The following is a 26,130-nucleotide window of genomic DNA, read 5'->3' as shown; positions in this document are numbered from 1 at the left end:
AAACGGTGTCGCAAGGGAGTCGACCGTGGAACCAATCTGGGCGGTCGGCCTGATGACCGGCACCGTGCTTGACGGCAATATCGACGTCGCGCTGATCAAGACCGATGGCGAGCGGATCGCCGATTTCGGCACCTATACGCTGGCCCCCTACCCCGCAGCGATCCGTGCCTCGCTGGAGGAGACGCTGCGTCAGGCCCGGGTGTGGAATTTCGACGGGCCGGAGCCGGCGATCTTTGCCGAAGCCGAGGAGGCGCTGACGCGGGCGCAGTCGGCGGCGGTGAAGGACCTTGTCGAAAGCTACGGCCTGACCATGGGCGATATCGGCGTGGTCGGTTTTCACGGCCAAACCGTGCTGCATCGTGCCCCGCAACCCGGGCGGCGCGGCGATACGCGCCAGTTGGGCGATGGCGCGCTGATGCATTCCATTTTGGGCGCCAAGGTCGCCTATGATTTCCGCTCGGACGATGTGCGCGCTGGCGGCCAGGGCGCACCACTGGCGGCTGCCTACCACGCGGCGCTTTTGAGGGAAGCCGACGCCAGCGGCGACACGGCGGTGCTCAATCTCGGCGGTGTCGGCAACGTCACCTGGTGGGACGGCAAGGACAACATCGTCGCCTTCGACACTGGCCCGGCCAACGCACCGCTCAACGATTTCATCAAGGCAAACGGCCTCGGCGAGATGGACCGCGACGGCGCACTGGGCGCGGCCGGCACCGTCGATGAAGTGCGGCTGGCCAAATTGCTCCAGCATCCGTATCTGACCAAGCCCTATCCGAAATCGCTCGACCGTTTCGACTTCGGCGCCGCCATGGCCGACGGCCTCAGCGCAGAGGATGGGGCGGCGACGCTGACGGCCTTCACCGTCTCGGCCGTCGGCAAGGCGCTCGATTTGTTGCCGCGCCGGCCGAAGCGGCTGGCGGTCAGTGGCGGCGGCCGCCGCAACCCGACGATGATGGCGATGCTGGCGAGGCGCGCCAACGTCGAGGTGGTGCAGGCCGAGACACTGGGCTGGAAAGGCGATGCGGTGGAGGCCGAATGCTTTGCCTTCCTTGCCGTGCGCGTGCTGCGCGGCCTGCCGATCAGCTTTCCCAGCACCACCGGCGTGCCGCGGCCGATGCAAGGCGGGCGGCTGGCAGGTTAGAGCTTCTTCTGCAGGAAGATGCGGCTGCGGCCGATGGGGAAGTCAGGCAGTTCGCCGAAGCGCCGGTAGCCTTGCCGCTCATAGACTTTGGCCGCTGTCGGATTGAACGTGTCGATCCAGGCGTTCTGGCAGCCCCGGGCGACTGCTTCGCGCTCGGCAGCGTCCAGCATGTCGCCGGCCATATGCCGGCCGCGCAGGCGTTCGTCGACCCACAGCCATTGCACATAGAGCCAGCCCCAGGCGGTGTATCCCGAAATGCCGGCGACAACAGCGCCGTGCTCGTCACGAACGAAGACCGCGATCGGCTTGCGGCCGGAGGGGCCGACAGCGCCGTCATTGAACGCCGTCAGCCGCTCGGCCAGGAAGGCGAGGTCGTCTGACGAGGGGTCGGCAGTGGTTTCAAGCGTCGTCTTCATCCGGGCGGGGCTCGCATGGCAAGCCAAGCTCTAGCGAAGGACGGGATGAGGACGCAAGCTTTACGGCTTGATGGGCGGAGGCGACCGCCATGACCCCGCTGCTGCCGCAACCAGCATCAGCACGGCGGCGACGATCGCGCAGATGGCAAAGCCGAACGATGAATAAAGCGGCCCGAAGCTGGTGGTGCCGATGAAGACGGCGAGGTAGGTGACCGAACTGTTCAGACCCATGATGGTGCCACGGCGCGACGGATCGAGCGCGGTAAGGCGCATCACCAGCACGTTCAGGCCGAAATGATTGGCAAGGCCCCATATGGCGATCATAGCCAGGATCAGCACGAAATTGCTGCTTGCGAGCGCGATGGCGACATAGACGACGGCGACCAGCAGATAGGCGAAGGGCATGACGCGCCGCGCGCCGATGCGGTCGATGACGCCGTCGAGGAAGGCCGCGGCGCCGAAGCCGGCGCCATAGGCGAGCGCGGCCAGCGCATTGGCGCTGACGGGCTCGCCCAGATCCTGGTGCAGATGATCGCCGAGATAGCCGTAGACGCCGTAAAAAGCGGTCATGAAGGCGGTGCAGGCGATGAGCAGCGGCACGATCCCCGGAATGGCCAGCGCAACGAACGGCGACGGCGCCGGGCCGCTCTTCCTGACGTCGCTGAGCGAGGTCATCGACAAGGCAGCAAGCGCAATGGCGGAAAGCACCGCGACGGCGGCGAAGACGGCGCGCCAGTGCACGAGATCGGCAAGCACGGCCGACAGCGACACGCCGGCCACCATGGAGACCGTCCAGCCGGTCAGCACGACGCCGATCGTGCCGCTTTCGCGGCCGGGCGGCGCAATTGCCGCTGCACTGGCATAGATGGCCGGCATGGCGACGCCGGCGGCGATGCCGGCGACGGCCTGGGCCGCGACCAGCATGATCACCGGCGGCGCCAGCGCGCTGGCGAGAAGCCCGACCGCCAGCAACAGCAGAGCGCCCTGCAGCATGCGGCGGGCGCCGACGCCGTCGATATAGCAGGCGAGGAACAAAGCGCTGGCCGAAGTGCCGAGGCCGAAGGCAGCCGACGCGGCCATCACCGCCGGCACGCTGGTGCCGAAGGATGCGGCGACTGCCGGAGCAATTGGACCCAGGACCAGCGAGTTCGAGCCGATGACGGCGATGCAGCCGGTCAGGAGATAGGCCAGCGCCGGGATCGGCTGATGGAGCGTTGCAGCTTGATGCGCGTTCGTCATCGGGTCATAATGGCCGAACTGAATTCCGCGACAACAAGGAATTTCGATATGGACGAAGAAACAGATGGGGTTCTGCAGAACAAGGTAGCTCCCCGCGAGCTCGACGCAATCGACCGAAAAATATTAGGCGTGCTGGTCGAGGATGCGACGATCAGCTACGCCGAACTTGGCGAACGCGTCTGCCTTTCGCCGCCGGCGGCGCATGAGCGGGTCAAGCGCCTGCGGCGCAGCGGCGCCATCCGCGGCACGGCTGTGATCATCGACCCGAAGGCGGTGAAGAAGCCGCTGCTCACCTTCGTGCATATCGATACCAAGGGCTGGGGCAAGACACCGGAGCTGATGGCCGTCTCCCAATATCCTGAGGTCGAGGAAATCCATTCGGTGGCCGGCGACACCTGCATGCTTCTCAAGGTCCGCACCGAGGACACCAGGGCGCTCGAAGGCCTGCTGGCGCGTCTCTACGAAACGCCCGGCGTCACCTCGACGCGAAGCTATGTCGTGCTGTCGACCTATCTCGAGCGCCCGGTGCAGCCCGAGATCACGGCGCAATGGCCGACGCCCCGGCATATGGCCACGCCGCTGTACTGATCTGCGCTATCTTCGTCTTGCCGGGGCCACAACAATCCTTCACAAACGGCACCCTATATTGATGCCAGGCATTGATTTGGGGTGACGAGAGGCGCGGCTTGGAATTCGAACTGAAAACCATCGAGGCGCTGGCCCCCGATCAGGCGTCGCTAAGCGCCGCCTCGAAGCTCACCAAGCGCTCGAACTGGCCGCGGCTGGAGAAGAACGAGCAGCAGGCGCTGATCTGGGGCGAATGCCAGGGCTCGGGATCCAACCCCTATCGCACCGTCGTCGACACCGGCGACCACGGCTACAAATGCACCTGCCCGTCGCGAAAATTTCCCTGCAAGCACACGCTGGCGCTGATGTGGATCGCCGCCACGGCGCCGGCCAGCTTCACATCAGCCGAAACAACGCCGGAATGGGTCAATGACTGGCTTGGCCGGCGCAGGAAGACTGCGCCCCCGCTGGTCGACGCAAAGCCTGGCAGGGGCGCGTCTGGCAAGAGCATTGGCGAGGCCTCGCAGGCGGAGGAAAGCACCGTCGATGACGCCGCCGCGACGGAGCGCCGCGAGACGGCGCAGCGCAAGCGGGCGGAAGATACGCGCACCGCGGTGGCAGGCGCGCTGGACGAACTCGACCAGTGGATTGCCGACCAGCTGCGGCTCGGCCTTTCCGCCTTTGCCGACGCCAGCAGCGAGCGCTGCCGCCGCATTGCCGCGCGGCTTGTCGACATGAAGGCGACGGCGCTTGCCGGACGCATCGACGAAATCCCGGCCCGGCTAATGGCGCTGCGCAGCGAGGAACGGCCGGACACGGCGATCCGCGAACTCGGCAAGCTGGTGCTGCTGGCCAAAGCCTGGCGCTCGGCGCCCGACGATCCCGAGCTGAAGCGACTGGTGTCGGCGTCCGAAACCCGCGACCAGGTTCTGTCCAGTCCCGACGCGAAGCAGGTCGACAGCCATTGGGAGGTCGTCGGCGAGAAGATCGAGACCCGCCGCGACGGTCTCGTCAGCCATTCGACCTGGCTGCTCGATCTGAAAAGGCCGACGCCGCAGTTTGGGCTGCTGCTCGATTTCTTTCCGGCTTCGGCCGGCCGCCGCTCGGCCGCGTTCACGCCCGGTGACCGGTTCCACGCCCGCCTGGTATTCTACCCGTCGCGCCAGCCACTGCGGGCCTTGGTGGCGGAGCGCAAGGGCGACGTCGTGTCGGGCGCCTGGCCGGATTTCGGCCGCGACGCTGTCAAGGACCCGCTCGCGGCGCATGCGGCGCACCAGGACGCAGCGCCCTGGTCGACCGATAGCCCGCTGATGCTGCCTGCCGGCGCGATCCTGCTCGATGAGCGCGGCACCGCCTGGTGGCAAGCGGCGCACGACCCGCAAGGGATCGCCCTGCCTGTTAGCGGGACCGTCGATCAGACCGTGCTTGGCCTCGACCTTGCGGCCACGGCAGCGCTTTGGAACGGCGCGCGGCTCGATCTGCTGGCCGCGCAAAGCGGCTTCGGGAGGCTCGATCTGTCATGAACGAGCTCGAACTAACCGGCCTGGCGACGATGCGCGACTGCTGGATCACCGGCGGAACCGCGTTCGATCTGGCGCCAACCGCATGGAAGGAGATCGCGGGTGGCGCAAGCCCAGACGAACGGGAGCGACGTCTGCTGGCGATCGCGGCGCAGGCGCTCGATGTCGGCCTGCGGCCGTCGGCGCCGAAGACGCTGAAGCGGCGCCCGCCGCTGCCGAGGCTTGGCCTGCCGCTGCTGCCGGAGCGGTTGCGGCCGCTGTTGCGGGCGGCCCTGAAGAACGCCGCCGATGCGCAGCGCAAGTCGCGTGTCGCGACGCTCGTCGCCAGCCGCGGCTACGTGCTGCATCCGATGGACTGGATGCCGTCGGCATCAGACCAGAACAGCCCTGACATCTATGCGCCGTGGATCGACTGGCAGGCCAGCGTCGAGGGGCTGAAGATTGCCCCGCAGGAGCAGCTGACGGCGCAGAACTGGGATGACTTTTACCCCGCCGCGCGCCGTATCGCGTTGGCCGAGATGCGCCGTCGCGATCCGGCCACGGCCCGCAGCCTGATGGAAGCCAAGGCGACGGGCGAGCCGGCTGAAGTCCGGCTGGCGCTCATCGAACTCATGCATTTCAACCTGACGCCCACGGACGCGCCATTCCTGAAAAGCCTGACCACCGACCGCTCCGGCAAGGTGCGGGAGCTGGCGGGCCGGCTGCTGGCAAGGTTGGGCGAGCATGGCCGGCCGGGCAACGACGGAGCCGACGACCCCGTTGCCGAACTCGCCGCCTTCATCACAGAAGGCAAATCCGGCTTCATCCGCCGCCGCACCACATACACGCCGGCAAAGCTCAAATCGCCGGCGCAGGAAAAGCGCCGCGCCGAATTGTTCGAGACCTGCAACCTGGTCGACCTCGCTTCCCGATTTGGGGTCAGCGAACCCGATTTCATTGCAGCCTGGCAATTCGGTGCCGACAAAAATGCGGACATCCAGATCTCACGAATGGTCGCAGCGTCGGGCAGCGACGCTGCCGTAACGCAGATGGCCGACACACTAGTCGCCGGGGGAGGCAAGCCGGCACTATTCGTGCTGCACCTGACACCGCGCCTCGATAGCCGCAGGAAGCGTGTCCTGGTCAGACTGATCCTGAAAGATACGCCGCAGTATATTAGCGCGCTCACCCTTGCCGAGGGCTTCGAAGCCAACTGGCTGGAATGGCCCGACCTGACGAACGGCCAGGGCTTGGCGGCATTGCGTTCGGCTGTCGCCGGCGATGATGACGCTATGAAGCGAACCGCCGACGACCTGCTGGAAACGATGGGCTTTCTGGCCACTGCGGCGACAGCGGAAAAATTGATCGAGCATGTCGTTGCGGCTGGCATGCCGCCGGCGGCAGCCTCGCTCGCTTTCCTGCGCCTCAACGCGGCCCTGACGGGAACCAACACATGACAATCCGGAGAACAGCACCATGAACGCAGCCATCCGCCTCCCTGTCGAGCAGGCCTATGCCGCTGAACTGCAGGCGCTGGCGCGCAATGACGACAAGCAAAAACCTGCGGGATGGAGCCTGTCGCCAAAGGCCGTTCTGACCTACCTGCTCGGCGGCAAGGCAAGCGACGGCACCGTGATATCGCCAAAATATGTCGGCCGCCGCCGGCTGATGGAAACGGCGGTGGCGACACTCGCCACGGACCGCGCGCTGCTGCTGCTCGGTGTTCCCGGCACCGCAAAATCCTGGGTGTCGGAACATCTCGCCGCCGCCATCATGGGCAATTCCACGCTGATCGTGCAGTGCACGGCCGGTACCGACGAGAACCAGGTCCGCTACGGCTGGAACTATGCGCAGCTTTTGGCCAAAGGGCCGAGCCAGGAGGCGCTGGTGCCGACGCCGCTCTACCGCGCCATGGAGAGCGGCAAGCTATGCCGCCTGGAAGAGTTGACGCGCATGGGCTCCGATGTACAGGATACGCTGATCACCGTGCTGTCGGAAAAGATGATGCCGATCCCGGAACTCAACACGTCGCTCTATGCCCAGCGCGGCTTCAACATCATCGCCACCGCAAACAACCGCGACAAGGGCGTCAACGAGCTGTCCTCGGCGCTGAAACGCCGCTTCAATGTGGTGGTGCTGCCGCTGCCCGAGGACATGGCGGAAGAGGTGGCGATCGTCTCCAAGCGGGTCGACGAGATGGCCGGCGGGCTCGACCTGCCGGTGCCGAAAAATGTCGGCGAGGAGATCGCTCGAGTGTTGACCATTTTCCGCGAGCTGCGCTCGGGCGCAACCGCCGACGGCAAGGTGACGCTGAAGACGCCTTCGGGTTCGCTCTCGACCGCCGAGGCGATCGCCACCATGGTCGGCGGCCTCAGCCAGGCGGCGTGGTTCGACAGCGGCAAGCTCGGCGCCGAAGGCCTCGCCGCCAGCCTTGTCGGCGCCATCGTCAAGGACCCGGTGCAGGACAAGGTGGTGCTGGAGGAATATCTCGAAACGGTGCTCAAGAAGCGGCCGGACTATGCCGGCTATTACGCGGCGCTGAACGCAGCGATCTGAGGTCATGAGCGACGTCGCCTATTTCGGCATCCGCCATCACGGGCCGGGCTCCGCCGACAGCCTGGTGCAGGCGCTGCGGGACTTGCAGCCGGTCGCGGTGCTGATCGAAGGGCCGAGCGACGCGTCCGCCCTGCTGCCATTGCTGGCGCGCCCGCAGATGCAGCCGCCGGTGGCGCTGCTCTGCTACCCCGAGGACGATCCGGCCGCGACAAGTTTCTGGCCGTTCGCCGAGTTCTCGCCGGAATACCAGGCGGCGGTGTGGGCGGTGGCGAACAAGGCGGCATTGCGGTTCATCGACCTGCCGTCATCGGCACGGTTCGCGGCACCGGCAACCGACGACCCCGACAAAACGGCTGACGCCGACAAGCCCGAACCCAAGGACGAAACCGGTGAGGATGGCGAGCCCGCATCGCATCGCGACCCGATCGGCACGCTGGCTGCGGCCGCCGGCTATGAAGATGGCGAAAGCTGGTGGGCCGACATTATCGAGCAGAATCCGCAGCCGGGTCCAATCTTCGCTGCCATCACCGATGCGATGACGACGCTGCGCGACGGCGAAGGTGCGATCGCGCCGTTCGAGGCCAAGCGTGAAGCGCATATGCGATTGGAAATCGCCGCCGCGCGCAAGGAATTCGCCGGACCGATCGCCGTCGTCTGCGGCGCATGGCATGTGCCGGCCCTGCAGGCCGCGCACACGCAGAAGAACGACCAGGCGCTGATCAAGGGAATTGCCCGGCGCAAAAGCATCATGACATGGGCGCCATGGACCGGGCCGCGTCTTGCTCTGGGCTATGGTTATGGCGCTGGCGTCGTCGCGCCCGGCTGGTGCAAGCATCTGTGGCGCACACGAGGGCGGCGCGACGCCGCGACGCTGTGGCTGGCGACGATCGCGGCGGTGCTGCGGGCGAAGGGCCATCTGGTGTCGACCGCGTCGCTGATCGAGGCCGAGCGGCTTGCGCGCACACTGGCTGCCATTCGCGAGCGGCCGAAGCCCGGCTTCGAGGAACTGCGCGATGCCGCGATCGCGGCGCTGTTCAACGGCGAAGCGGTGCTGTGGGCGCTGGTCGAGGCCGAGCTGCTTTTGGGCGCGGATGTCGGCGAGATTCCGCCCGACACGCCGCTGGCGCCGCTGATCGAGGACCTGCAGCGCAACCAGAAGGCGGCGCGGCTGAAGCCGGAGGCGCTGGAACGCGAGCTGTCGGTCGATCTGCGCAGCGAAAGCGGACTGTTTCGTTCGACATTGCTGCACCGGCTGGACGTGCTTGGCGTGCAATGGGGCAGGCTGGCCGACGCCGGCCGCAGCCGCGGCACCTTTCGCGAAAAATGGACGCTGGCCTGGGAGCCGGAATATGCCGTGCGCCTGGTCGAGAACCTGATCTACGGCCCGACTATCGAAAAGGCCGCCAATGGCCGCCTGATCCAGATGCTCGGTGCGGCCGCGAGCCTCGACACGCTTGCCGCCCTTGTCCAGAGCGCCATTACGGCGGATCTGTCGGAGGCCGCGAGCGCCGGCCTTGTAGCGTTGGAGGCGCGCGCAGCGCACAGCAGCGAATGCCTGGAGATGCTGGCCTCGGTGCCGCCGCTTGCCGACATCATCCGTTACGGCGAGGCGCGCAAGACCGAAACCAACCGGCTGTCCGGTTTGTTGGAACGGTTGATCGTCGAAGGCGCGATCGCGCTGCCCTATGCGGTGCGCGACCTGGACGAGCAGGCCGCCACCACGCTGGTCGGTGCTGTGCGCAAGGCCGACACGGCCATCCGGCTGGTCGAGCCCGGCGAAGGCGTGCTCGATGCATGGCGCAACGGCCTGACCGGCGTGCTGGAAGGTCCGGGCTCGACGGCGCTGCTCGCCGGCTGCGCCGCGCATCTGCTCTATGAAGCCGGCCAACTGTCGGCAGAGGACGCCGCCGGGCTGCTCGGACGCAGGCTGTCGCCGGGGACGCCGGTCGCCCAGGCAGCGGGGTTCTTCGAAGGTTTCTTCAGCACTGCCGGCCAGCGGCTGATCTACGACGAGGGCCTGCGCGGCGCCGTCGATGGGTGGCTGAAATCGCTCGACGAGGACGCTTTCATCGCGCATCTGCCATTGCTGCGCCGCGTCTTCTCCAATCTGGACTCGATGGAGCGGCAGCGGTTGATCGAGGCCGTGCTCGGCCGCACCGCAAGGTTGCCGGCCGGCCTGACGCCGGCGCCGGATGGCGGCGAAGGCTGGCGCCGTCACCTGGAGCGGCTTGGGCCATTGCTGGCGGGCGGAGTGTGACAATGGATGACGAAGCCGAAGTGCCCGAACCCGGCCCAGCATCCTCCGATAGCGGGCGCGAGCGCCGCTGGCGGCTGGCGATCGGCGCCGATGACGAGGCTTCCTCCGCCCTTTCCAGTGATGACAAAAAACTGTCTTCGGCGCTCGATGCGCTTTACGGCGACGGCGCCAATGCCGATGCCGACCCGCGCAAGCGGCGCGGCGGGCTCGGCCGCTCGGCGCCACGCGTGGCGCAATGGATGGGCGATATCCGCTCCTTCTTTCCCGCCCAGGTGGTCCAGATCGTCCAGAAGGATGCCTTCGAGCGGCTGAACCTGAAGCAGATGCTGATGGAGCCGGAATTCCTCAAGGCGATCGAGGCCGACGTCAACCTCGTCGCCGACCTGATCTCGCTGCGTTCGGTGATGCCGGCCAAGACCAAGGACATTGCCCGCACCATCATCGCCGACATCGTCGCCAAGCTGATGCAGCGGCTGGAGCAGAAGACCGCCGAGGCGATCCGTGGCGCGCTCGACAAGTCGCGACGCACCAACCGGCCGCGCCAACGCGACATCGACTGGCCGCGCACCATCTCGGCCAATCTTCGCCACTACCAGCCTGAGCACAAAACCGTCGTGCCGGAAAAACTGGTCGGCTTCATGCGCAAGCAACGCCGGCTAGTCGATCTCGACGAAGTGGTGCTGTGCGTCGACCAGTCCGGCTCGATGGCGAGTTCGGTGATCTACGCCTCGATTTTCGCCGCGGTGATGGCGTCGCTGCCGGTCGTGCGCACCAAGCTGGTCTGTTTCGACACGGCCATCGTCGACCTGACCGAAGAGCTCAGCGACCCGGTCGAGGTGCTGTTTGGCGTGCAGCTCGGCGGCGGCACCGACATCAACCAGGCGGTCGCCTATTGCGCCGACCGCATCGAGCGGCCGACCAAATCCCACTTCGTGCTGATCACCGACCTCTATGAGGGCGGCAACGGCCAGGACTTGCTGCGGCGGCTTGCGGCGCTGGTCCGGTCCGGCGTCAATGTCATCGTGCTGCTGGCGCTGACCGATCAGGGCCGGCCGGGCTATGATCCGGCGATGTCGGCTTCGGTCGCGGCACTTGGCATACCGGTCTTCGCCTGCACGCCGGACCTGTTTCCCGACATGATGGCGGCGGCGTTGCGGCGCGAGGATATCGGCGCCTGGGCAGCCGGCGCCGACATCAAGCTGATCCGCGCCGAGACGGAGCCGAGCAGTCAGGCCTGACTATTCGAACGAATAGGCAAACCCGTCAGTGGAAGCGCTGACGGTCACCTTGGTCATCTTCTCGCCGTCGAGCGACCGGTTCAGCACGCCGCGGCTGAGTTCCGGCAACAGCGTGTTGGTGAGGATGGCGTCGATCATGCGGCCACCGGACTCGATTTCGGTGCAGCGCGCCTTGACCAGCGCCATGACGCCGTCGCCGATCACCAGTTCGGCGTCGTGGCTGGCGCGCAGCCGCCGCGCGATCTTGCCGAACTGATGGCGGGTGATGGCCTCGATCATCGAATCCGAAAGCGGATAGTAAGGGATGGTCACGACGCGGCCGAGGAAGGCCGCTGGAAACACCTTCAGCAGTGGAGCGCGCAGGGCAGCATCGAGGCCGTCGAGCCCTGCCCTCACCGTGCCGTTGCCGGTCCGCTCCATGATGACTTCGGACCCGACATTGGACGTCAGCAGGATCAGCGTGTTCTTGAAGTCGATGCGCCTTCCCTCGCTGTCATCCATCATGCCCTTGTCGAAGACCTGGAAAAAGATCTCGTGGACGTCGGGATGCGCCTTCTCGACCTCGTCGAGCAGGATCACCGAATAGGGTTTTCGGCGCACGGCCTCGGTGAGAATGCCGCCCTTGCCGTAGCCGACATAGCCGGGCGGTGCGCCCTTGAGCGTCGAGACGGTGTGCGCCTCCTGGAATTCGGACATGTTGATCGAGATCAGGTTCTGTTCGCCGCCATAGAGCGTCTCGGCCAACGCCAGGGCCGTCTCAGTCTTGCCGACACCTGAGGGGCCGCAGAGCAGGAACACGCCGACCGGCTTTTCCGGCGCTCCGAGCCCGGCGCGGCTGGTCTGCACGCGCTTGGCGATCATCTCCATGGCGTGATCCTGGCCGACGACTCGTTCGGACAAAGTGTCGGCGAGCTTGAGCGCCTTTTCCGTCTGGCTGGACAGCATCCTGCCCGTCGGGATGCCGGTCCAGTCCTGGACCACGGCAGCGACCGCATTGCGGTCGACCGACGGCAGGATCAGCGGCGTCTCGCCTTGCGCGGTGGCAAGCTCGGCCATGAGTTCGCGCAACCGCGCCAGATCGGCGGCAGGATCTGACGGCGCAGCTTCGGCCGCCGGCGCCTCGGTCTCGGACGTTTCGGCCTTGGGCGTCTCGGCCTTGGGCACCTTGGTCTTTTCTTCGTCCGGCGCTGCCGGTTCGGCATCGGTCTCAGCTGTCGCCACCGCATCGAGCGGCACGCCGTCGCCGCGCAACCGCGCGCGCAGTTCGAGGATCTCGGCAACCAGCGCCTTTTCGCGCTCCCAGCGCTCCTCGGCGGCGGCGAGCATGGTCCCCGTCTCAGTGAGCCCGGCCTCGACCCGCGCCTGCCGGTCAGTTACTTCGATGCCGATCGCGGCCTCGCGGCCGATGATGCCGCTTTCGACCTCGAGCACCTGGCGGCGCCGCAAAATGTCCTCGACCTCGGCCGGCGTCGCATGCTGCGAGATCGCCACCCTGGCGCAAGCGGTGTCGAGCAGGCTGACCGCCTTGTCGGGCAATTGCCGCGCCGGGATGTAGCGATGCGACAGGCCGACCGCCGCCTCGATCGCCTCGTCCAGGATCTGCACTTCGTGATGCTGTTCGAGCACGCCGGCAACACCGCGCAGCATGAGCACGGCGACCGCTTCCGACGGCTCGTCGATCTTGACCACCTGGAAACGGCGGGTCAGCGCCGGGTCCTTTTCGATGTGCTGCTTGTATTCGGCCCAGGTGGTTGCGGCGATGGTGCGCAGTTCGCCGCGCGCCAGCGCCGGCTTCAAGAGATTGGCGGCATCGCCGGTTCCCGCCGCACCGCCGGCGCCGATCAGCGTGTGTGCCTCGTCGATGAACAGGATGACCGGCGTTTCGGATGACTGAACTTCGTCGATGACCGCCTTCAGGCGCTTTTCGAACTCGCCTTTGACGCTGGCGCCGGCCTGCATCAGGCCGATGTCGAGCATGCGTACGCTGATACCCTGGAGTGGCGGCGGCACGTCGCCCTGGGCGATGCGCAGGGCAAAGCCCTCGACCACCGCAGTCTTGCCGACGCCGGCCTCGCCGGTCAGGATCGGGTTGTTCTGCCGGCGCCGCATCAGGATATCGATGATCTGCCGGATTTCCGGATCGCGGCCGACGACCGGATCGATCTTGCCGTCATGGGCGCGCTGGGTCAGGTCGGTGGCGTATTTGGCCAGCGCGGAGTCCCCGCCCGGAGCTCGCCGCGGCGCCTCCGCGGTGGGAGCCACTGCTGCCATGGCGCCGGCTTCGAGCGAGCCCTCCACCACCTCGGCAAAGCGGGCGATGACCCCGTCGGCGTCGATCTTGTCGAATTCGCCGCTGATCTTCGCCACCAGGCCTTCCAGCACCGGCGTCTTCAGGCAGGCGAGCACGATATGGGCGCTGCGGACCTCCTCCATGCCAAATTCCAGCGTCGCCAGGTTCCAGGCCTCCTGGATGGCGTGGAAAATGTGGTCGGAAAATTCCTCGATCGAGGTGGCGCCGTAGGGCAGCTTGTCGACGGCGCGGGTCATGTCGCTGGTAAGCCGGCTGGCATCGACGCCGGCATCGGCAATGATCATCTGCACATCCGAACGCTCGGACAGCACCAGTTGTTCTATGAAATGGACGAGTTCGACGTAAGGATTGCCGCGCAGCTTGGCGCTGTCGGCGGCGGCCTTGAAGGCGCGCAGGCAGACCGGATTGAGCTTGCCAACCAGTTCCTTGCGTTTGAACCCCTGCGACGACCGGCGCTGTTCCATCGAACGTGCTCCTGCAATCTGCCCGTCGACAGCCTGCCACATAAGCAGCCGCTTGACAAAGCGCTTGATGCAGCCGGCCTTTTCCCGTTGTGGAGAGTCCCGCGCCGCCAAATGGAGACAACCACGATTTTTTCTAATCCTATGCGATGCGCTTCACATACGAGGTTGGCCAAGCACGCCATGAATTGCGCCATCCGAGACGCAGTTGCACCGACATTCATTAGCGCTCGTTAACTTTTGAGCGGATGGCGAATTGTGGGAATATGCAACCGTGTGCTAACGTTGGGTCACGTACGGTTTTAGAGCCGGTCGCCGGGGGTATCTGTGATCGATCTCGCACTCTGGCTTGCTCCGCTGGACGGTGAAAATCCGTCAGGCGAAGACTTGCGCAACGATCCGGCTTTTCATGAGCTGGAGCGGCTCACGGAGCCGCAGGTCAAGGTCGTCCATGACGGGCGCAACAAGCCAGCCGCGCAATCGACCATTCCGGTCGACTGGCCTGCCGTGCTCGGCAAGGCCGAGGAGTTGCGTTCGCATGGCCGCGACCTGCGCCTGCTTGTCATTGTCGCCCGGGCGCTGGCCAATGAAGAGGGATTGGCCGGACTGGCACAGGGCCTGACCCTGATTGCAAGGACCTTCGAGACGCATTGGGAGACGATGCACCCGGCGCTGCGCGCCAGCCCCCAACCACGCGAGGCCGCCCTGCGCCGCCTCAACGCGCTGGCCGACCTGCAGAACGGCCAGGAAGGCCTGCTGGCGAACCTCAGGGAGATGGTCTTCTTCGCGCCGCGTCCCATCGGGCCGATCAGCGGACGCGATCTCGAACAGGGTGCGCTCGACGATCGCGTCATGCTTCAGGAAGCGGCGTCGGGATTGAATGCCACGGAGAAGGCAGCGCTGGTCAGCGCGCACGGACAGCTCCTGAACCGGGTGGGCAGCGGTTGTGCCGCCCATCAGGACCAGGCCGGTGAACAGATGACGGCGCTCATCGCCGGGGCGCACGCTGCGATCGAGGCGCTCGACGCGGTCGATACGGCGCTGAATGCCCGCTTTGACAGCAACGGGGCCGCCGTCCCGGACCTGAAACGATTTTTGCAGCGCGTGCTGACGACGCTGGAACGCAATACGGCGGTCGAGACCACGGAAGAGGCAGCGACGAAGGGGGCGGCCAGCCCGGCTGCTGCGGCGGCAAGCCCGGCCGCGCCGGTCAGAAACGGTCATGGAGCCGAGACGATGGCAAGCTACGCGGAGACCGGTGCGGGGCTCCCGGACAGGATTTCCTCGCGCGACGATGTGGTGAAGTGCCTCGACCTTGTGGTCGCGTTCTACGACCGCACCGAGCCGTCGAGCCCGATCCCGCATCTCGCCCGCCGGGTGCGCAGGATGGTGCACATGGATTTCGTTGAACTGATGGAAGACCTCGCCCCGTCGGGGCTCAAGGAATTCCGGCTGCTCGCCGGCGTTCCAGACGCCAAGAAGACTGCCCAGAAGGATGAAAGGTAGCAACACATGCCAGCCGAAAGCAAAGCGAAGGTCATCGAGCGAAATCGCGCCCCGCGCGTGCAGATCGCCTACGATGTCGAAACCTACGGCAGCCCGACGACGATCGAACTGCCGTTCGTCATGGGCGTGATGGCCGACCTGTCGGGCGCATCGCAGACAAGGGAAGCGTCCAAGACAGTGCTCGACCGTTCCTTTGTCGAGACCGATGCCAACCGCTTCCCCAAATTCATGGAAGCGCTGGGACCCAGGGTCAAGGCGCGGGTGAAGAACACGCTGCCGCAGGCCGAGGGACAGGAGCGCGACGAAGAGCTGGCGCTCGACCTGACCTTCACCAAGATGGGCGATTTCGCCCCCGACAAGATCGCCGAACAGGTCCCGCAGCTGGCCGAAATCCTCAAGATGCGGCGCCAGCTCGAGGAGCTGCTCGGCTTCATGGACGGCCGGGTCGATGCCGAAAAGCGCATAGCCCAATTGCTGAACAACCAGCCGTTGCTTGGCCAGATCGCCGCCCAGGCGCTGTCCGACGACAAGGGTGAGGAATAGATCATGGCCGAACAGCAAAAGACCGCAGCATCCGTCGCCGAGGCCGAGGCCGTCGATCTCGGTGAATTCAGCCAGCTGCTGGAGAAGGACTTCAAGGTCAAGAAGGACGACAGCGAGAAGCTGCAGCAGCTGGTTCGCAACCTGGCTCTGGCGGCGCAGTCGCGCTCCGAGACGACGACGATTTCGTCCAACTCGATCAAGTCGATCAAGTCGTTGATCGCCGGCATCGACAAGATGCTGACGACCCAGGTCAACGAAATCCTGCACGCGCCGGAAGTGCGGCAGATGGAAGGCACCTGGCGCGGCCTCTGGTACCTCATCAACAACACCGAGACGGATCAGAAGCTGAAGATCCGGGTGATGAACATTTCCAAGGAGCAACTGGCCGATACGCTCGAAGACTATGAAGGCCAGATGTGGGACCAGAGCCCGATCTTCAAGAAAGTCTACACCGACGAGTATTCGATGCTCGGCGGCGAACCGATCGGCTGCGTCATCGGCGCCTACGAGTTCTCCAACCACCCGCGCGACGTCGGCCTGTTGCGCAACATCTCCGGCATCTGCGCCTCGGCGCACACGCCGTTCATCGCCGCCGCCTCGCCACGGCTGTTCCGCATGGACAGCTGGCAGGAACTGCCCAACCCGCAGGACCTGCAGCAGATCGTCTCCAACCCGGCCTACGCCTCGTGGCAATCGCTGCGCGAGAGCGAGGATGCGCGCTATATCGGGCTGACCATGCCGCGCGTGCTGGCGCGGCTGCCCTACGGCTCGGAGACAGTCCCGGTCAAGGGCTTCTCCTTCGAGGAGGAAGTGCAGGGCGATCACAACAAATATGTCTGGATGAACGCTGCCTTCCCGATGGGCGTCAACATCAACCGCAGCCACAAGCTCTATGGCTGGGGCACCCAGATCCGCGGCGTCGAAAATGGCGGCACTGTGCTCAACCTGCCGGTGCACTCCTTCCCGACCGATGACGGCTCGATTGCGATGAAGTGCCCGACGGAAGTCGCCATCGACGACCGGCGCGAGGCGGAACTGGCCAAGCTCGGGCTGATGCCGATCCTGCACCGCAAGAACACCGATCTCGCGGCCTTTATCGGCGCCCATTCGCTGCAGGATGACGAGACGCGGGCGGGCCGCCTGGTCGACCCCGACGCCCAATCCAACGAGCGGCTCTCAGCCAACCTGCCCTATCTGTTCCCGGTCTCGCGCTTTGCGCACTACCTCAAGGCGATTGCGCGCGACAAGGTCGGCTCGTTCAAGGAACGCACCGACATGCAGATCTGGTTGACCGAATGGATCAACCGGTACGTGCTGGCCAACCCGGCCTTCGCCGACGACAAGGCACGCGCCAAGCGTCCGCTTGCCGCCGCCGAGGTGCAGGTCGACAGCGTGGAGGGCCGGCCGGGCTACTACAACGCCCGCTTCTATCTGCGCCCGCACTACCAGCTGGAGGGCATCAACGCCTCACTCAGGCTGGTGTCGGAATTGCCGTCCGTGAAGACCTGATTGCAGCAACCAACCTTTGTTTGAAAGCGGTGGAGAACGAAAATGCCCACAATGAAGATCGACGGTTTTCTGAAAGTTCCGGATATCAAGGGGCCTAGCACACGCGACGGCCATGACGACGAGATCGAAATCCATGGCGTCGATTACAAGATGGTCGCGCCCTACGACCCCAATTCCCTCTCGCGCCGAGGCCGCGTGTCGATGGGCATGATCAAGTTCACCAAGCACTATGACAAGGCCTCACCCTATCTGGCCAAGGCCCTGTTCGAAAACAAGGCGCTGGACGAGGTCAAATTCTCCGCGCGGCGGACCATCGACGGCGAGAGCAAGGACTATCTGGTCGTTACCCTGACCGACGCCTCGATCATGGAATACGACATGTCGCAGGCCGATGATGAAGCCGACCTGATCCAGGAGGAAGTCTCCTTCGCCTACAAGAAGATCAAGTTCGTCTATGACGACAATGACGAAGCCGAAATGGATGTCTATGTCGGCAAGTGAGGGGCGAGCAAAGCGCCCTGCCGCCGACAAGGTACAGGCGGGCGGTTCACGGGCCAAGCGCGAGGCGGTACAGCCTTCGCTGTGGGACCGCCTCGTCAACGATCTGCCGGGCCTGAGCTCGGAGATAGACGGGCTCAGGCAGGCTCTGCAGGAGGAGCTTGGCGCAGAGCGCCTGGACGAGCTGCTGGCAGACGGACCGAGGCGCATCGACGCCGATGACGCATTGAACCCCGATCAGAAGCGCCGGCTGCACCGGCTGGCGTTTCAGAACCGGCACCGTGGCGAGCTTGAAAGCCGAGGCATCGTGGTGTCGCCCGATGTGCTGCGCGAGGCCGTGCGGCGCGACATCGAGGCGCTGTTCAACACCGAGCGTTTCGAATCCGCGCCGCTGCTATCCGATCTCGAGGCCGAGCAGATGACCGACCGTCCGACATCGCTGGCCGACTTTCCGGAGGTGCGCCGCAGCGTTGTCAATTATGGCGTGCCGTCCTTCTCCGGCCGGTCGTCGCGCGACTTCGATCGCGATGTTCTGGCACGCGAGATCCGCGCCGTGCTCGCCGCATTCGAGCCGCGGCTGAAGGAGAGCGCGACGAAAGTCACGGTCAACCTCGGCGACAAGACCGGCCTGAAGATCGAGATCGACGCCGTGCTGATCATGACGCCGACGCCCGAGCGCATGCGCCTGCGCACGACGATCAATCTCGACAACGGACTGGCGCGCACCGAGTTCAGGGAAGCCTGAGAGATGGACCGGGTCTTCGTAGAATATTACGAGGAGGAACTGTCCCACATACGCGGGCTGGCGGCGGAGTTCGCCGACATGCATCCGGCGGTTGCCCGCAATTTGTCGCTGGATACGGTGCCGTGTCCCGACCCCTATGTGGAGCGGCTGCTCGACGGCGTCGCCTTCCTCGCCGCGCGCACGCGCCTGAAGGTGGATGCCGAGCGCTCGCGGTTTTCGCGCAGCATCCTCGACGTGCTTTATCCCGATCTCGTCACGCCGGCGCCGGCAACCGCCATGGTGGTGCTGAAGCCCGGCCAGCAGGTGCAGACAATGCTTGCCGGCCACGCCGTCAAGCGCGGCACGCGGCTGGTCTCCAGCCTGCAGGCCGGCCTGTCGACACGCTGCACCTTCACCACCGCGCAGGACATGACGCTGTTTCCGATCGCGATCAGTTCGGTCGGCTATTTCCAGGACCGCAGCGCGCTTGCCGCCGCCGGCATCGGCCCGATCGCCGGCAAGGCCGGCGAAGCGGCACTTCGCATCACGCTGGCGCGGACCGGCAAAGGCAAGCTCGACGAACTGGCGCTCGACCGGCTCGACTTCTATTTCGCCAACCGCACCAAGGCGCCGCTAATCTTCGACGCCATCTTCGGAGTCTGCTCTGGTGTCGGCGCTCGACCGGAAGGCAAGACCAATCCATTGTCGCCGCTACCGCCGCCGGAGATGGTCGGCATTGCCGATGCCGAGGCGCTGATGCCGCGCACGCGGCCGACCTTCGAAGGCTACCGTCTGCTGCGCGAATATTTCATGATGCCCGAGCGCTTCCATTATGGGCGCGTCACCGGCTTGCTGCCGGTCGTGCGCAAATGCCAGGCCGGGCTCGAAATCATCTTCCTGTTCCGGCGTCCGGTGCCCGAACTCGCCGATCTGACGCCGGCGGATTTCGATCTCTTCGCCACCCCGATCATCAATCTCTTCGAGCGCGAGTGCAACATCGTCGAGCTCGACCAGCGCAAGACACGCCAGGTGCTGCATGCCGACCGCACGCGGGCGCGCGACTTTGAAATCTACCGCGTCATCCGCGTCGAAGACGCCGATGCCGAGGGACCCGACGCGGAGATACCGGAACTCTTCAGCCTTGGGCAAAATCGCGGCAGCGGCTGGGTCTATTCGACGGAGCGGCGGCCGCGCCGGCCGACCGAGGACGAGCGGCGCCAGGGCGTGACGCGGACCTCCTATGCCGGCGACGACGTCTTCCTGGCGGTGTCGCGCCCAGTCAACAGTCAGGCCAACCGGCCGCTCAAGCGCGTCGACGTCGTGGCACTGTGCACAAACCGCGATCTTGCCATCCTCGACGACACGCCAACGCTGACGCTGGAAGCGGGCGACCCGGTGGAATCGGTCAGGCTGCTCGGCGCGCTGCGTTCGCCGCAGCCGGCCATCCCGGCAGCGCTGCCGACCGGCGCCGACAGCGAGTCGCGCGCCGACGACCTGGCCTGGCGGCTGGTGTCGCAGCTGGCGCTGAACTTCCTCAGCCTGGCCAAGGAAGGGCGCGGCGTCGATCCGCTGCATGCGCTGCTCGATCTCTATGCCGAACGCGGCGATCCCGGGCTTGCCCGCAATGTACGCTCGATCGTGCGCATCGATTCGCGCGCGGTGATCGAAAGGCTGGCGATCGAAGGTCCGATGTGTTTTGGGCGCGGCACGGAAGTGACGCTGCATGTCGACCAGTCGGTGCTGGCTGGGCAGAGCACCTTGCTGATGTCGGGCCTGCTGTCGCGGCTGTTTGCCCGTCATGCCGGAATAAACGGGTTCGTGCGCACACGCACGCGCTTGCTCCAGAAACAGGAGGATGTGCCATGGCCGATGACGCCCGGCAATCGCTACCTGATCTAGAGCGAGCCGCAACCCTGTCCGAGAGTTTCGACTTTTTCGAACTGCTGCGCCGGCTCGAGCGGCAAGGCGGCCTGTTCGGCCATTCCGGCCGGCCGGACCGCGAGCCGGCAAGGCTCGGCCAGAATGTGCGGCTGTCCTTCGCAGTGCAGGACGTGGTGGATTTCCGCGAACCGACGGACAAGTCGCCGGCGCGGGTGACGGTTAACAATCTGGGCCTGCTCGGGCCTGAAGGGCCGATGCCGCTGCATATGACGCGCTGGGTGCTCGATCGGCTGTCGCAGCGCTGGTATGCGGGCGCCGAGGCGCGGCAGACGAGCGACACGACCTTCGTCGATTTCGTCAACATCCTGCAGCACCGGATGATCGCGCTTTATTATCGCGCCTGGGCGGATGCGCATCCGGCCGTGCAGGTCGAACGCGGTGTCGGCGGCCGCGTCCGCTCCATGCTGGAAGCCATGGCCGGCATCGGGCTGCCGGGCACCCAGGACGCCGAACTCGATGCGGTAAAGCTTCGCCAGGCCGCCTCGCTCGCCAGCCAGGTCGACGGTCCCGAACGGCTGACCCTGTTCCTGGCCGAAGCCTTCAAGGTTCCGGTGGTGCTGAAGGAATTCGTCGGCGCCTGGATGACCATTCCCAAGGCGCTGCAGAGCCGGCTGGCCGGCAGCTATGCCACACTCGGCCGCAGCGCCACCATCGGCCCGCGCAGCTTCAGCCGGCAGAGCCGCATCGAGCTGCGCATCGGCGCGCTCAGCTATATCGATTACAAGGCCTTCCTGCCGGGCGGTGAGCGGCTGAAGCTGTTGAAGCAGGCGGTGCGCGACCTGATCGGCGAGACCATCGATGTCGATCTCAGGATCGTGCTTGCGGCAAAGGCAGTGCCGCCGGCGAAGCTCGGCACCGTCCAGCTTGCCCGCACCACCTGGCTGGCGCGACCGGTCGAAAAGGGGGACGCCGACGACATGCGGTTGCGGACCATCGTCGGCTGGCGGGAAGAGGTGGCGGCATGAGCCTGCTTCTGACTCTCGAACAGGGACCACGCGCGCAAGTCACGCGGCAGGCGCGGCTGGACGAGGGCGAGCTGGTAATCGGCCGCAGCGCCGACGCCGACTGGCAGATCAACGATCCCGACATGTTCGTCTCGCGCGCCCACTGCAAGATCACCAGCAAGCGGGGCGGCTATTTCGTCACCGATACTTCCAGCAGCGGGCTGTTCATCGACGATGCCAGCAGCCCACTCGGCGCGGGAAATTCCGAGCGCCTGCAAAGCGGCATGCGGCTGCGGCTGGGCGACTATGTGGTGTGCGTCGATTTGCAGACAGCGAAGACCGAGGCGCCGGCCTTGAGGCCTTCGATGCCCAGCAAGCCGACGGCGTCGCGGGCGCCGGTCAGTCTCGGCGGCGACGATTTCTTTTCGTCCACGACCCAAGAAGAGCCGGGACGGCCACGCCCTGCCGACCTGCCCGATCCGTTCGAAAAGCCGGTGCCCGGGGCGTTCGCGCGTGCGCGGTCCGATGAACGCAGCTCGCAGGCGTTCGACGATCCGTTCAGCCTCGACCCTGTGGCAACGCCGGTGGCCGAGCCCACTGACAGAAACGGCGCCAAGCCATCGTTCGACGATCCCTTCGGCCTCGACTCCGCGCCGCGGTCGAGAGAGCCGAGCAGATCCAATCCTGAGAAGCTGCCGGCCTACGATGACGGGTTTGGTTTCGGCCCTGCCGGGTCCACCAGCCTCGACGCCGGCGTGACGGATGGCGGTGCAACCGATGCGCCCTCGCCTGCCCCCTCTGCAGCGCCCTGGGATCTGCCAGTCCGCGCGGTCGAGCCATCGCCACCGCAGCCACCGCCTCCCCCGTCTCCACCGCCACCACGCGCTCCTGTCCGCCAATCCGCGGCGCGGCCGTCAGCCGGACCGTCGGACGCGGAATTGCGCGCCGCTTTCCTGCGCGGCATGGGCATGGACGAGGCCGATTTTCCCGGCGGCGATCCGGTGGCCGACATGGAAAAATTCGGCCGCGAGTACCGGCTGATGATGGAAGGGCTGATGCAGCTTTTGCGCAAGCGCGCCGAAGAGAAGGGCAACGCTCGCGTCGCCCAGACCGTGGTTGGCGCATCCGAAGTCAACCCGCTCAAATTCCTGCCCTCGGTCGACGATGCGCTGGTAACCATCCTGGCCGAGCGCAGCCCCGGTTTCCTCGGCGCCGAGGCGGCGATCAAGGACGCGGTGCGCGATCTGGCGCAGCATCACGTTCGCGCCTGGCGCGGCGTGCAAGGCGCGCTCAAGCGCATGATCGACCGCTTCGATCCGGCGGCGATCGAGCAGGAACTGAAGTCGAGTTCGGCGATCGGCAATCTGCTGACCGGCGGGCGCGGAGCCAAGCTCTGGGAGTTGTACCAGAAACGCCACCGTGAAATCGCTCACAGCGCCGAGACGCGTTTTCTGGGCGAGATCGGCGCTGATTTTCGTGATGCATATGAGGAGGACTGAGACATGATCGACAGACGCGAATTCATTCTTGCCATCGGGGCTACGGGACTGCTGACGGCTTGCCAGAGCGGCCCGCCGAAACCATCCGTCATCACAGTGAATCTTGCCGGCGGCGCCGGCATGAACCCGGGACCGGGCGGCGGCGACAGGCCGGTGACGGTGATGATCTTGCGCCTGAAGAGCACCGGCGCCTTCAACTCGGCCGACTATTTCGCCCTGCAGGGCGGTGCCGGCGCGGCACTTGGCGGCGATCTCATCGGCTCCGACACGGTTTCCGTCGGACCCGGCAAGACCGCATCGAAGACCATCACGGTCGAGCCAGAAGTGGCAGCACTCGGCTTCGTCGCGCTGATCAGGGAACCCGGCGGACGCAACTGGCGCACGACCAAATCGGTTTCGCCGGGATCGAAGTTCACGGTCAATGTGAAGCTCGGCAGCGGCGGGATTTCCGCCTAAAGCGCGTCGCGTTTGAACGGATTCAGGCGACGCGCTTTAGATCTTTATTTTTATGCATGTCGTTCTCTCAAAACCGTGACCACTTTTGAGCGACATGCATGGGCGGCAAAAGTCCGCAAGCCGCGCCAGGGTGATGAGCAGGAAGCAGAGAGTGCCGGCATGAGCGACGCAAACAGGGTGCTGTGGTCGGAGGGGTTGTTTCTCCGTACCCAGCATTTCCAGCAACAGGACCGCTTCTTCGAAGCGACGGTGCGCGGCGCCTTGCAGGCCGGGCATCTGCATACGTTCGGCTTTCGAACGCTGACGCTCGATCAGGCGCTGCTCGATGCCGGCCAGATCTCGGTGCTTTCGGCGCGCGGCATCTTTCCCGACGGGACGCCGTTCGCGATCCCCGAGACGATGGATGCGCCGCGGCCGCTGGCGGTGACGCCGGAGATGGGCGCAGGGCCAGTGCTGATCGCACTGCCGCTCGAACCGCCCGGCGGCGTCGGTTTCGATCCTGCCCATGCCGAGCCCTCCGGCGCTCGCTATCGCGGGCGGATCGTCTCGGTGCGCGACGCCGTGCATGGCGGGTCCGACCCCGAGGAAATCGAGATCGCGCGGCCGCAGGCACTGTTGCTGGCGCCGGGCACAGCCGTCGGCGGTTACACAGCGCTGCCGGTGGCCGAACTCAAGGGCGTGCGCGCCGATGGCGGCGTGGCCCTGGACGACACCTTCCTGCCGCCGACCTTGGTCATCGGCGCGGCGTCCTGGTACAGCCGGCTGCTGCAGGAAGTGGTCACCGGCCTCGACCAGATCGCCGAGGCGCATGGCAAGATGGTGCTGGGCGGCCCCGGGCGCAGCGTCGAGGATCTTCTGATCCTCAATTTGGTCAACGCCGCGCGGCCGCGGCTGGCGCACATGCTGGTGCAGGATGTCTTCCATCCAGCCGAGGTCTATATGGAGCTGGCTGGCTTAGCCGGCTCGATGGCGACCTATGGCTCGAGCGCAAGGCGGCTCGGCGAACTGCCTGTCTACGACCACATGGCGCCCGGACCCGCCTATTCGGCGCTGGCCGATGCGCTGCGTTCGCTGATCCTCAGCCTGCGCTACATCGAGCCGAAATCGCGCGCCCTGCCGGTCATGCGCCATGCCACCAATGTGTGGAAGATCCGCATCGACAACCCGAAACTTCTGGTGGCGAGCCGCATCGTGGTGCGGATCGGCTCCGAACTGTCGGAGGATGCCTTGCGCAAGATTTTCGTCAACCAGGCGACCGTCGGCTCGGCCAGCGAATTCGAAGGGCTGTGGAAATCACGCCTGCCCGGCATTCCGCTGAAGCCCCTGCATTCGCAACCGCGCGAAATTCCCTATGACGGCGACCGGCTGTGCCTCGAACTCGACCAGAAAAGCGAGCACTGGGCCTCGCTGCTCGAAGCGCCCGGTTTCGTGATCGGCGTTTCGGGCGTGCTGCCCAGCGAACCGCAGGTCGACTGCTACTCGGTCAACAGGTGAGATGATGAGCAGGGACGATCCGTTCGGACTGTCCGAGGATCGGGAGCGGACGCGCATTCGGCTGAGCGGAGCGCCGACGCCGCGCGCCATGCCGCTGCCGGCGTCAGGGGTGACCGCGAAACGCACCGCGCGCGCGCATCCGAACGTGCTCGTCAACGCGTTCTCGCCGCTGCTGGAATTTGCACCCGAACTCGAAAACGCGCAGCCGCCGGAGAATCCGGAAGCCCTGCGCACCAGGCTGCTCGACGAACTTGTGCGCTGCCGCGACACCACCATGGCGCAGGGCTCCTCGCTCGAGCGCGCCGACCAGGCCGCGTGGCTGGTGGCTGCGTTGCTCGATGATCTGGCGCTGAATACGCCGTGGGGCGGAGCCAGCGCGTGGCCACGCCAGCCGCTGGTGGTGATGCTGCGCGGCGACGTCGATGCCGGCGCGCAGTTCTTCGCCCGGCTCGAAGAGCTTGAACGCCATCCCAATCGCGACCGCGAAATGCTGGAGTTGCAGTATCATTGCATGGCGCTCGGCTTCCGCGGCAAATATCGAGTGCCGGGCCGCTCCGGCGACCGTTCGCTCAATGCGGTGCGGGTGGCTGCAGCGCGTTTCCTGCGCGACAGCGACGGCGAAGGCGCACCGCTGTCGCCCAACTGGAAGGGCGTGATCGCCTCCGACGAACCGCAGCGCTTCATCGTGCCGATCTGGGTGATGGTTGCGGCGGCGGCGGTGATCGCCACCGCCATCCATATCGGCCTGTCGATGAGCCTGAGCAGCCAGGCGGTCGAGCTTTCGGCGCTGGTTCGCGCCTTGCCGCCGCCGACGCGTACGGATGTAACCCGCGCTTCGCCGAAGGTCGACGCGCCGCCGCCGGTGGCGGTGGATTTCGCGCTGCTGCCGGAATTCCAGGCGGCGGCGCCGGACGAGCTCAAGAGAGCGCTGAGCGGCACGGAGAGCGTGTCGCTGGCGCGGCTGGTCATCCAGGCCTCCAATCCCGAACTCTTCCAGTCGTCGCGAGCACAGCTGACAGACGGCTTCGATCCGCTCATCGCCTCGGTCGCCAAGGTGATCCTCGAGAACCAGGAGTTGATCGGCGATATCACCGTGGTCGGCCACACCGACGGCGTTCCCTTGCAAAAGACCAACCCACTGTCCACCAACCAGCGGCTGTCTGAAGCCCGCGCCGCGGAAATTGCCGATATCCTGGTTCAGAACGGCGTGCCTAAGGAGCGCGTGCGCTCCGAAGGCCGGGCCGCCACCGATCCGGTGGCCGACGACGGCACACGCGAAGGGCGGGCCTTGAACCGCCGCGTCGAAGTGCTGGTCGAAAAGAGGCTGTGAC

General features: G+C 65.9%; 21 protein-coding genes. 18 read left to right on the top strand and 3 right to left on the bottom strand.

What is annotated here, in order from left to right:
• The first annotated feature begins 25 nt into the window (after window positions 1–25).
• Complete coding sequence (locus NKI37_RS11215; RefSeq protein ID WP_352791023.1) at window positions 26–1,141, top strand: anhydro-N-acetylmuramic acid kinase; 1,116 nt, start codon at window positions 26–28, stop codon at window positions 1,139–1,141.
• Here the strand turns inward: NKI37_RS11215 and NKI37_RS11210 are convergent.
• Together NKI37_RS11210 and NKI37_RS11205 are read right to left on the bottom strand one after the other, a co-directional pair.
• Window positions 1,138–1,557, bottom strand: a complete 420-nt coding sequence (locus tag NKI37_RS11210) for a GNAT family N-acetyltransferase (RefSeq protein WP_352747132.1) — start codon at window positions 1,555–1,557, stop codon at window positions 1,138–1,140. The genes NKI37_RS11215 and NKI37_RS11210 overlap by 4 nt on opposite strands.
• Before the next feature lie 60 nt (window positions 1,558–1,617).
• Window positions 1,618–2,796 (bottom strand): MFS transporter, encoded by a 1,179-nt coding sequence (locus tag NKI37_RS11205; RefSeq protein ID WP_352794439.1) that lies wholly within the window; start codon window positions 2,794–2,796, stop codon window positions 1,618–1,620.
• 48 nt (window positions 2,797–2,844) lie between these two features.
• On the opposite strand from NKI37_RS11205, the gene NKI37_RS11200 reads away from it, so the two are divergent.
• From NKI37_RS11200 to NKI37_RS11175, 6 genes are all read left to right on the top strand, one after another.
• Window positions 2,845–3,384: an Lrp/AsnC family transcriptional regulator gene (locus NKI37_RS11200; protein WP_023687041.1), complete on the top strand. Its 540-nt coding sequence runs from the start codon at window positions 2,845–2,847 to the stop codon at window positions 3,382–3,384.
• 98 nt (window positions 3,385–3,482) lie between these two features.
• A complete protein-coding gene (locus tag NKI37_RS11195; protein WP_352791024.1) occupies window positions 3,483–4,886 on the top strand; it encodes an SWIM zinc finger family protein in 1,404 nt (467 codons plus the stop codon).
• Window positions 4,883–6,319, top strand: coding sequence for a DUF5691 domain-containing protein (locus NKI37_RS11190; protein WP_352791026.1), 1,437 nt, complete (start codon window positions 4,883–4,885; stop codon window positions 6,317–6,319). Before NKI37_RS11195 ends, NKI37_RS11190 begins: the two co-directional genes overlap by 4 nt.
• Before the next feature lie 19 nt (window positions 6,320–6,338).
• Window positions 6,339–7,418, top strand: coding sequence for an ATP-binding protein (locus tag NKI37_RS11185; protein WP_023673899.1), 1,080 nt, complete (start codon window positions 6,339–6,341; stop codon window positions 7,416–7,418).
• Between the two features lie 4 nt (window positions 7,419–7,422).
• A complete protein-coding gene (locus NKI37_RS11180; RefSeq protein ID WP_023815192.1) occupies window positions 7,423–9,675 on the top strand; it encodes a DUF5682 family protein in 2,253 nt (750 codons plus the stop codon).
• A 2-nt stretch (window positions 9,676–9,677) separates the two neighbouring features.
• On the top strand, window positions 9,678–10,913 hold the full coding sequence (locus tag NKI37_RS11175; RefSeq protein WP_023687036.1) for a VWA domain-containing protein: 1,236 nt from the start codon (window positions 9,678–9,680) through the stop codon (window positions 10,911–10,913).
• Here the strand turns inward: NKI37_RS11175 and tssH are convergent, their stop codons facing one another.
• The gene (gene tssH, locus NKI37_RS11170) at window positions 10,914–13,688 is read right to left on the bottom strand and encodes a type VI secretion system ATPase TssH (protein ID WP_352791028.1); all 2,775 of its coding nucleotides are present in this window, start codon (window positions 13,686–13,688) and stop codon (window positions 10,914–10,916) included.
• Window positions 13,689–14,012: 324 nt separating this feature from the next.
• Here tssH and tssA point away from each other — a divergent pair, with 324 nt between their 5' ends.
• From tssA to icmH, 11 genes are all read left to right on the top strand, one after another.
• Window positions 14,013–15,191, top strand: a complete 1,179-nt coding sequence (gene tssA / locus NKI37_RS11165; protein ID WP_023745569.1) for a type VI secretion system protein TssA — start codon at window positions 14,013–14,015, stop codon at window positions 15,189–15,191.
• A 6-nt stretch (window positions 15,192–15,197) separates the two neighbouring features.
• Window positions 15,198–15,734 carry a type VI secretion system contractile sheath small subunit gene (gene tssB / locus NKI37_RS11160; protein ID WP_023673718.1) on the top strand — a complete coding sequence of 179 codons (537 nt, stop codon included), beginning with the start codon at window positions 15,198–15,200 and terminating at the stop codon, window positions 15,732–15,734.
• Window positions 15,735–15,737: 3 nt separating this feature from the next.
• Window positions 15,738–17,243 carry a type VI secretion system contractile sheath large subunit gene (gene tssC, locus NKI37_RS11155; RefSeq protein ID WP_023682611.1) on the top strand — a complete coding sequence of 502 codons (1,506 nt, stop codon included), beginning with the start codon at window positions 15,738–15,740 and terminating at the stop codon, window positions 17,241–17,243.
• 51 nt (window positions 17,244–17,294) lie between these two features.
• Window positions 17,295–17,744: an Hcp family type VI secretion system effector gene (locus tag NKI37_RS11150; RefSeq protein WP_023673716.1), complete on the top strand. Its 450-nt coding sequence runs from the start codon at window positions 17,295–17,297 to the stop codon at window positions 17,742–17,744.
• Entirely contained in the window at window positions 17,731–18,486 is a 756-nt protein-coding gene (gene tssE / locus NKI37_RS11145) for a type VI secretion system baseplate subunit TssE (RefSeq protein WP_023714850.1), read from the top strand. The genes NKI37_RS11150 and tssE overlap by 14 nt, the downstream gene beginning before the upstream one ends.
• 3 nt (window positions 18,487–18,489) lie before the next feature.
• Window positions 18,490–20,364: a type VI secretion system baseplate subunit TssF gene (gene tssF, locus NKI37_RS11140; RefSeq protein ID WP_352794437.1), complete on the top strand. Its 1,875-nt coding sequence runs from the start codon at window positions 18,490–18,492 to the stop codon at window positions 20,362–20,364.
• The gene (gene tssG / locus NKI37_RS11135; RefSeq protein ID WP_352787700.1) at window positions 20,328–21,371 is read left to right on the top strand and encodes a type VI secretion system baseplate subunit TssG; all 1,044 of its coding nucleotides are present in this window, start codon (window positions 20,328–20,330) and stop codon (window positions 21,369–21,371) included. The genes tssF and tssG overlap by 37 nt, the downstream gene beginning before the upstream one ends.
• Entirely contained in the window at window positions 21,368–22,849 is a 1,482-nt protein-coding gene (gene tagH, locus NKI37_RS11130; RefSeq protein WP_352787698.1) for a type VI secretion system-associated FHA domain protein TagH, read from the top strand. The genes tssG and tagH overlap by 4 nt, the downstream gene beginning before the upstream one ends.
• Before the next feature lie 3 nt (window positions 22,850–22,852).
• Window positions 22,853–23,305: a type VI secretion system lipoprotein TssJ gene (gene tssJ / locus NKI37_RS11125; protein WP_023673710.1), complete on the top strand. Its 453-nt coding sequence runs from the start codon at window positions 22,853–22,855 to the stop codon at window positions 23,303–23,305.
• 159 nt (window positions 23,306–23,464) lie between these two features.
• Window positions 23,465–24,799 carry a type VI secretion system baseplate subunit TssK gene (tssK, locus tag NKI37_RS11120; protein WP_352787696.1) on the top strand — a complete coding sequence of 445 codons (1,335 nt, stop codon included), beginning with the start codon at window positions 23,465–23,467 and terminating at the stop codon, window positions 24,797–24,799.
• A gap of 4 nt (window positions 24,800–24,803) precedes the next feature.
• Window positions 24,804–26,129 carry a type IVB secretion system protein IcmH/DotU gene (gene icmH / locus NKI37_RS11115; protein ID WP_352787693.1) on the top strand — a complete coding sequence of 442 codons (1,326 nt, stop codon included), beginning with the start codon at window positions 24,804–24,806 and terminating at the stop codon, window positions 26,127–26,129.
• Window position 26,130: the final 1 nt, after the last annotated feature.

It is taken from the genome of Mesorhizobium sp. M0626 (genome assembly GCF_040320665.1).
Lineage (GTDB): Bacteria > Pseudomonadota > Alphaproteobacteria > Rhizobiales > Rhizobiaceae > Mesorhizobium.
The sequence above is the reverse complement of the archived record's forward strand: the minus strand, read 5'-3'. Positions and strand labels throughout refer to the sequence as shown.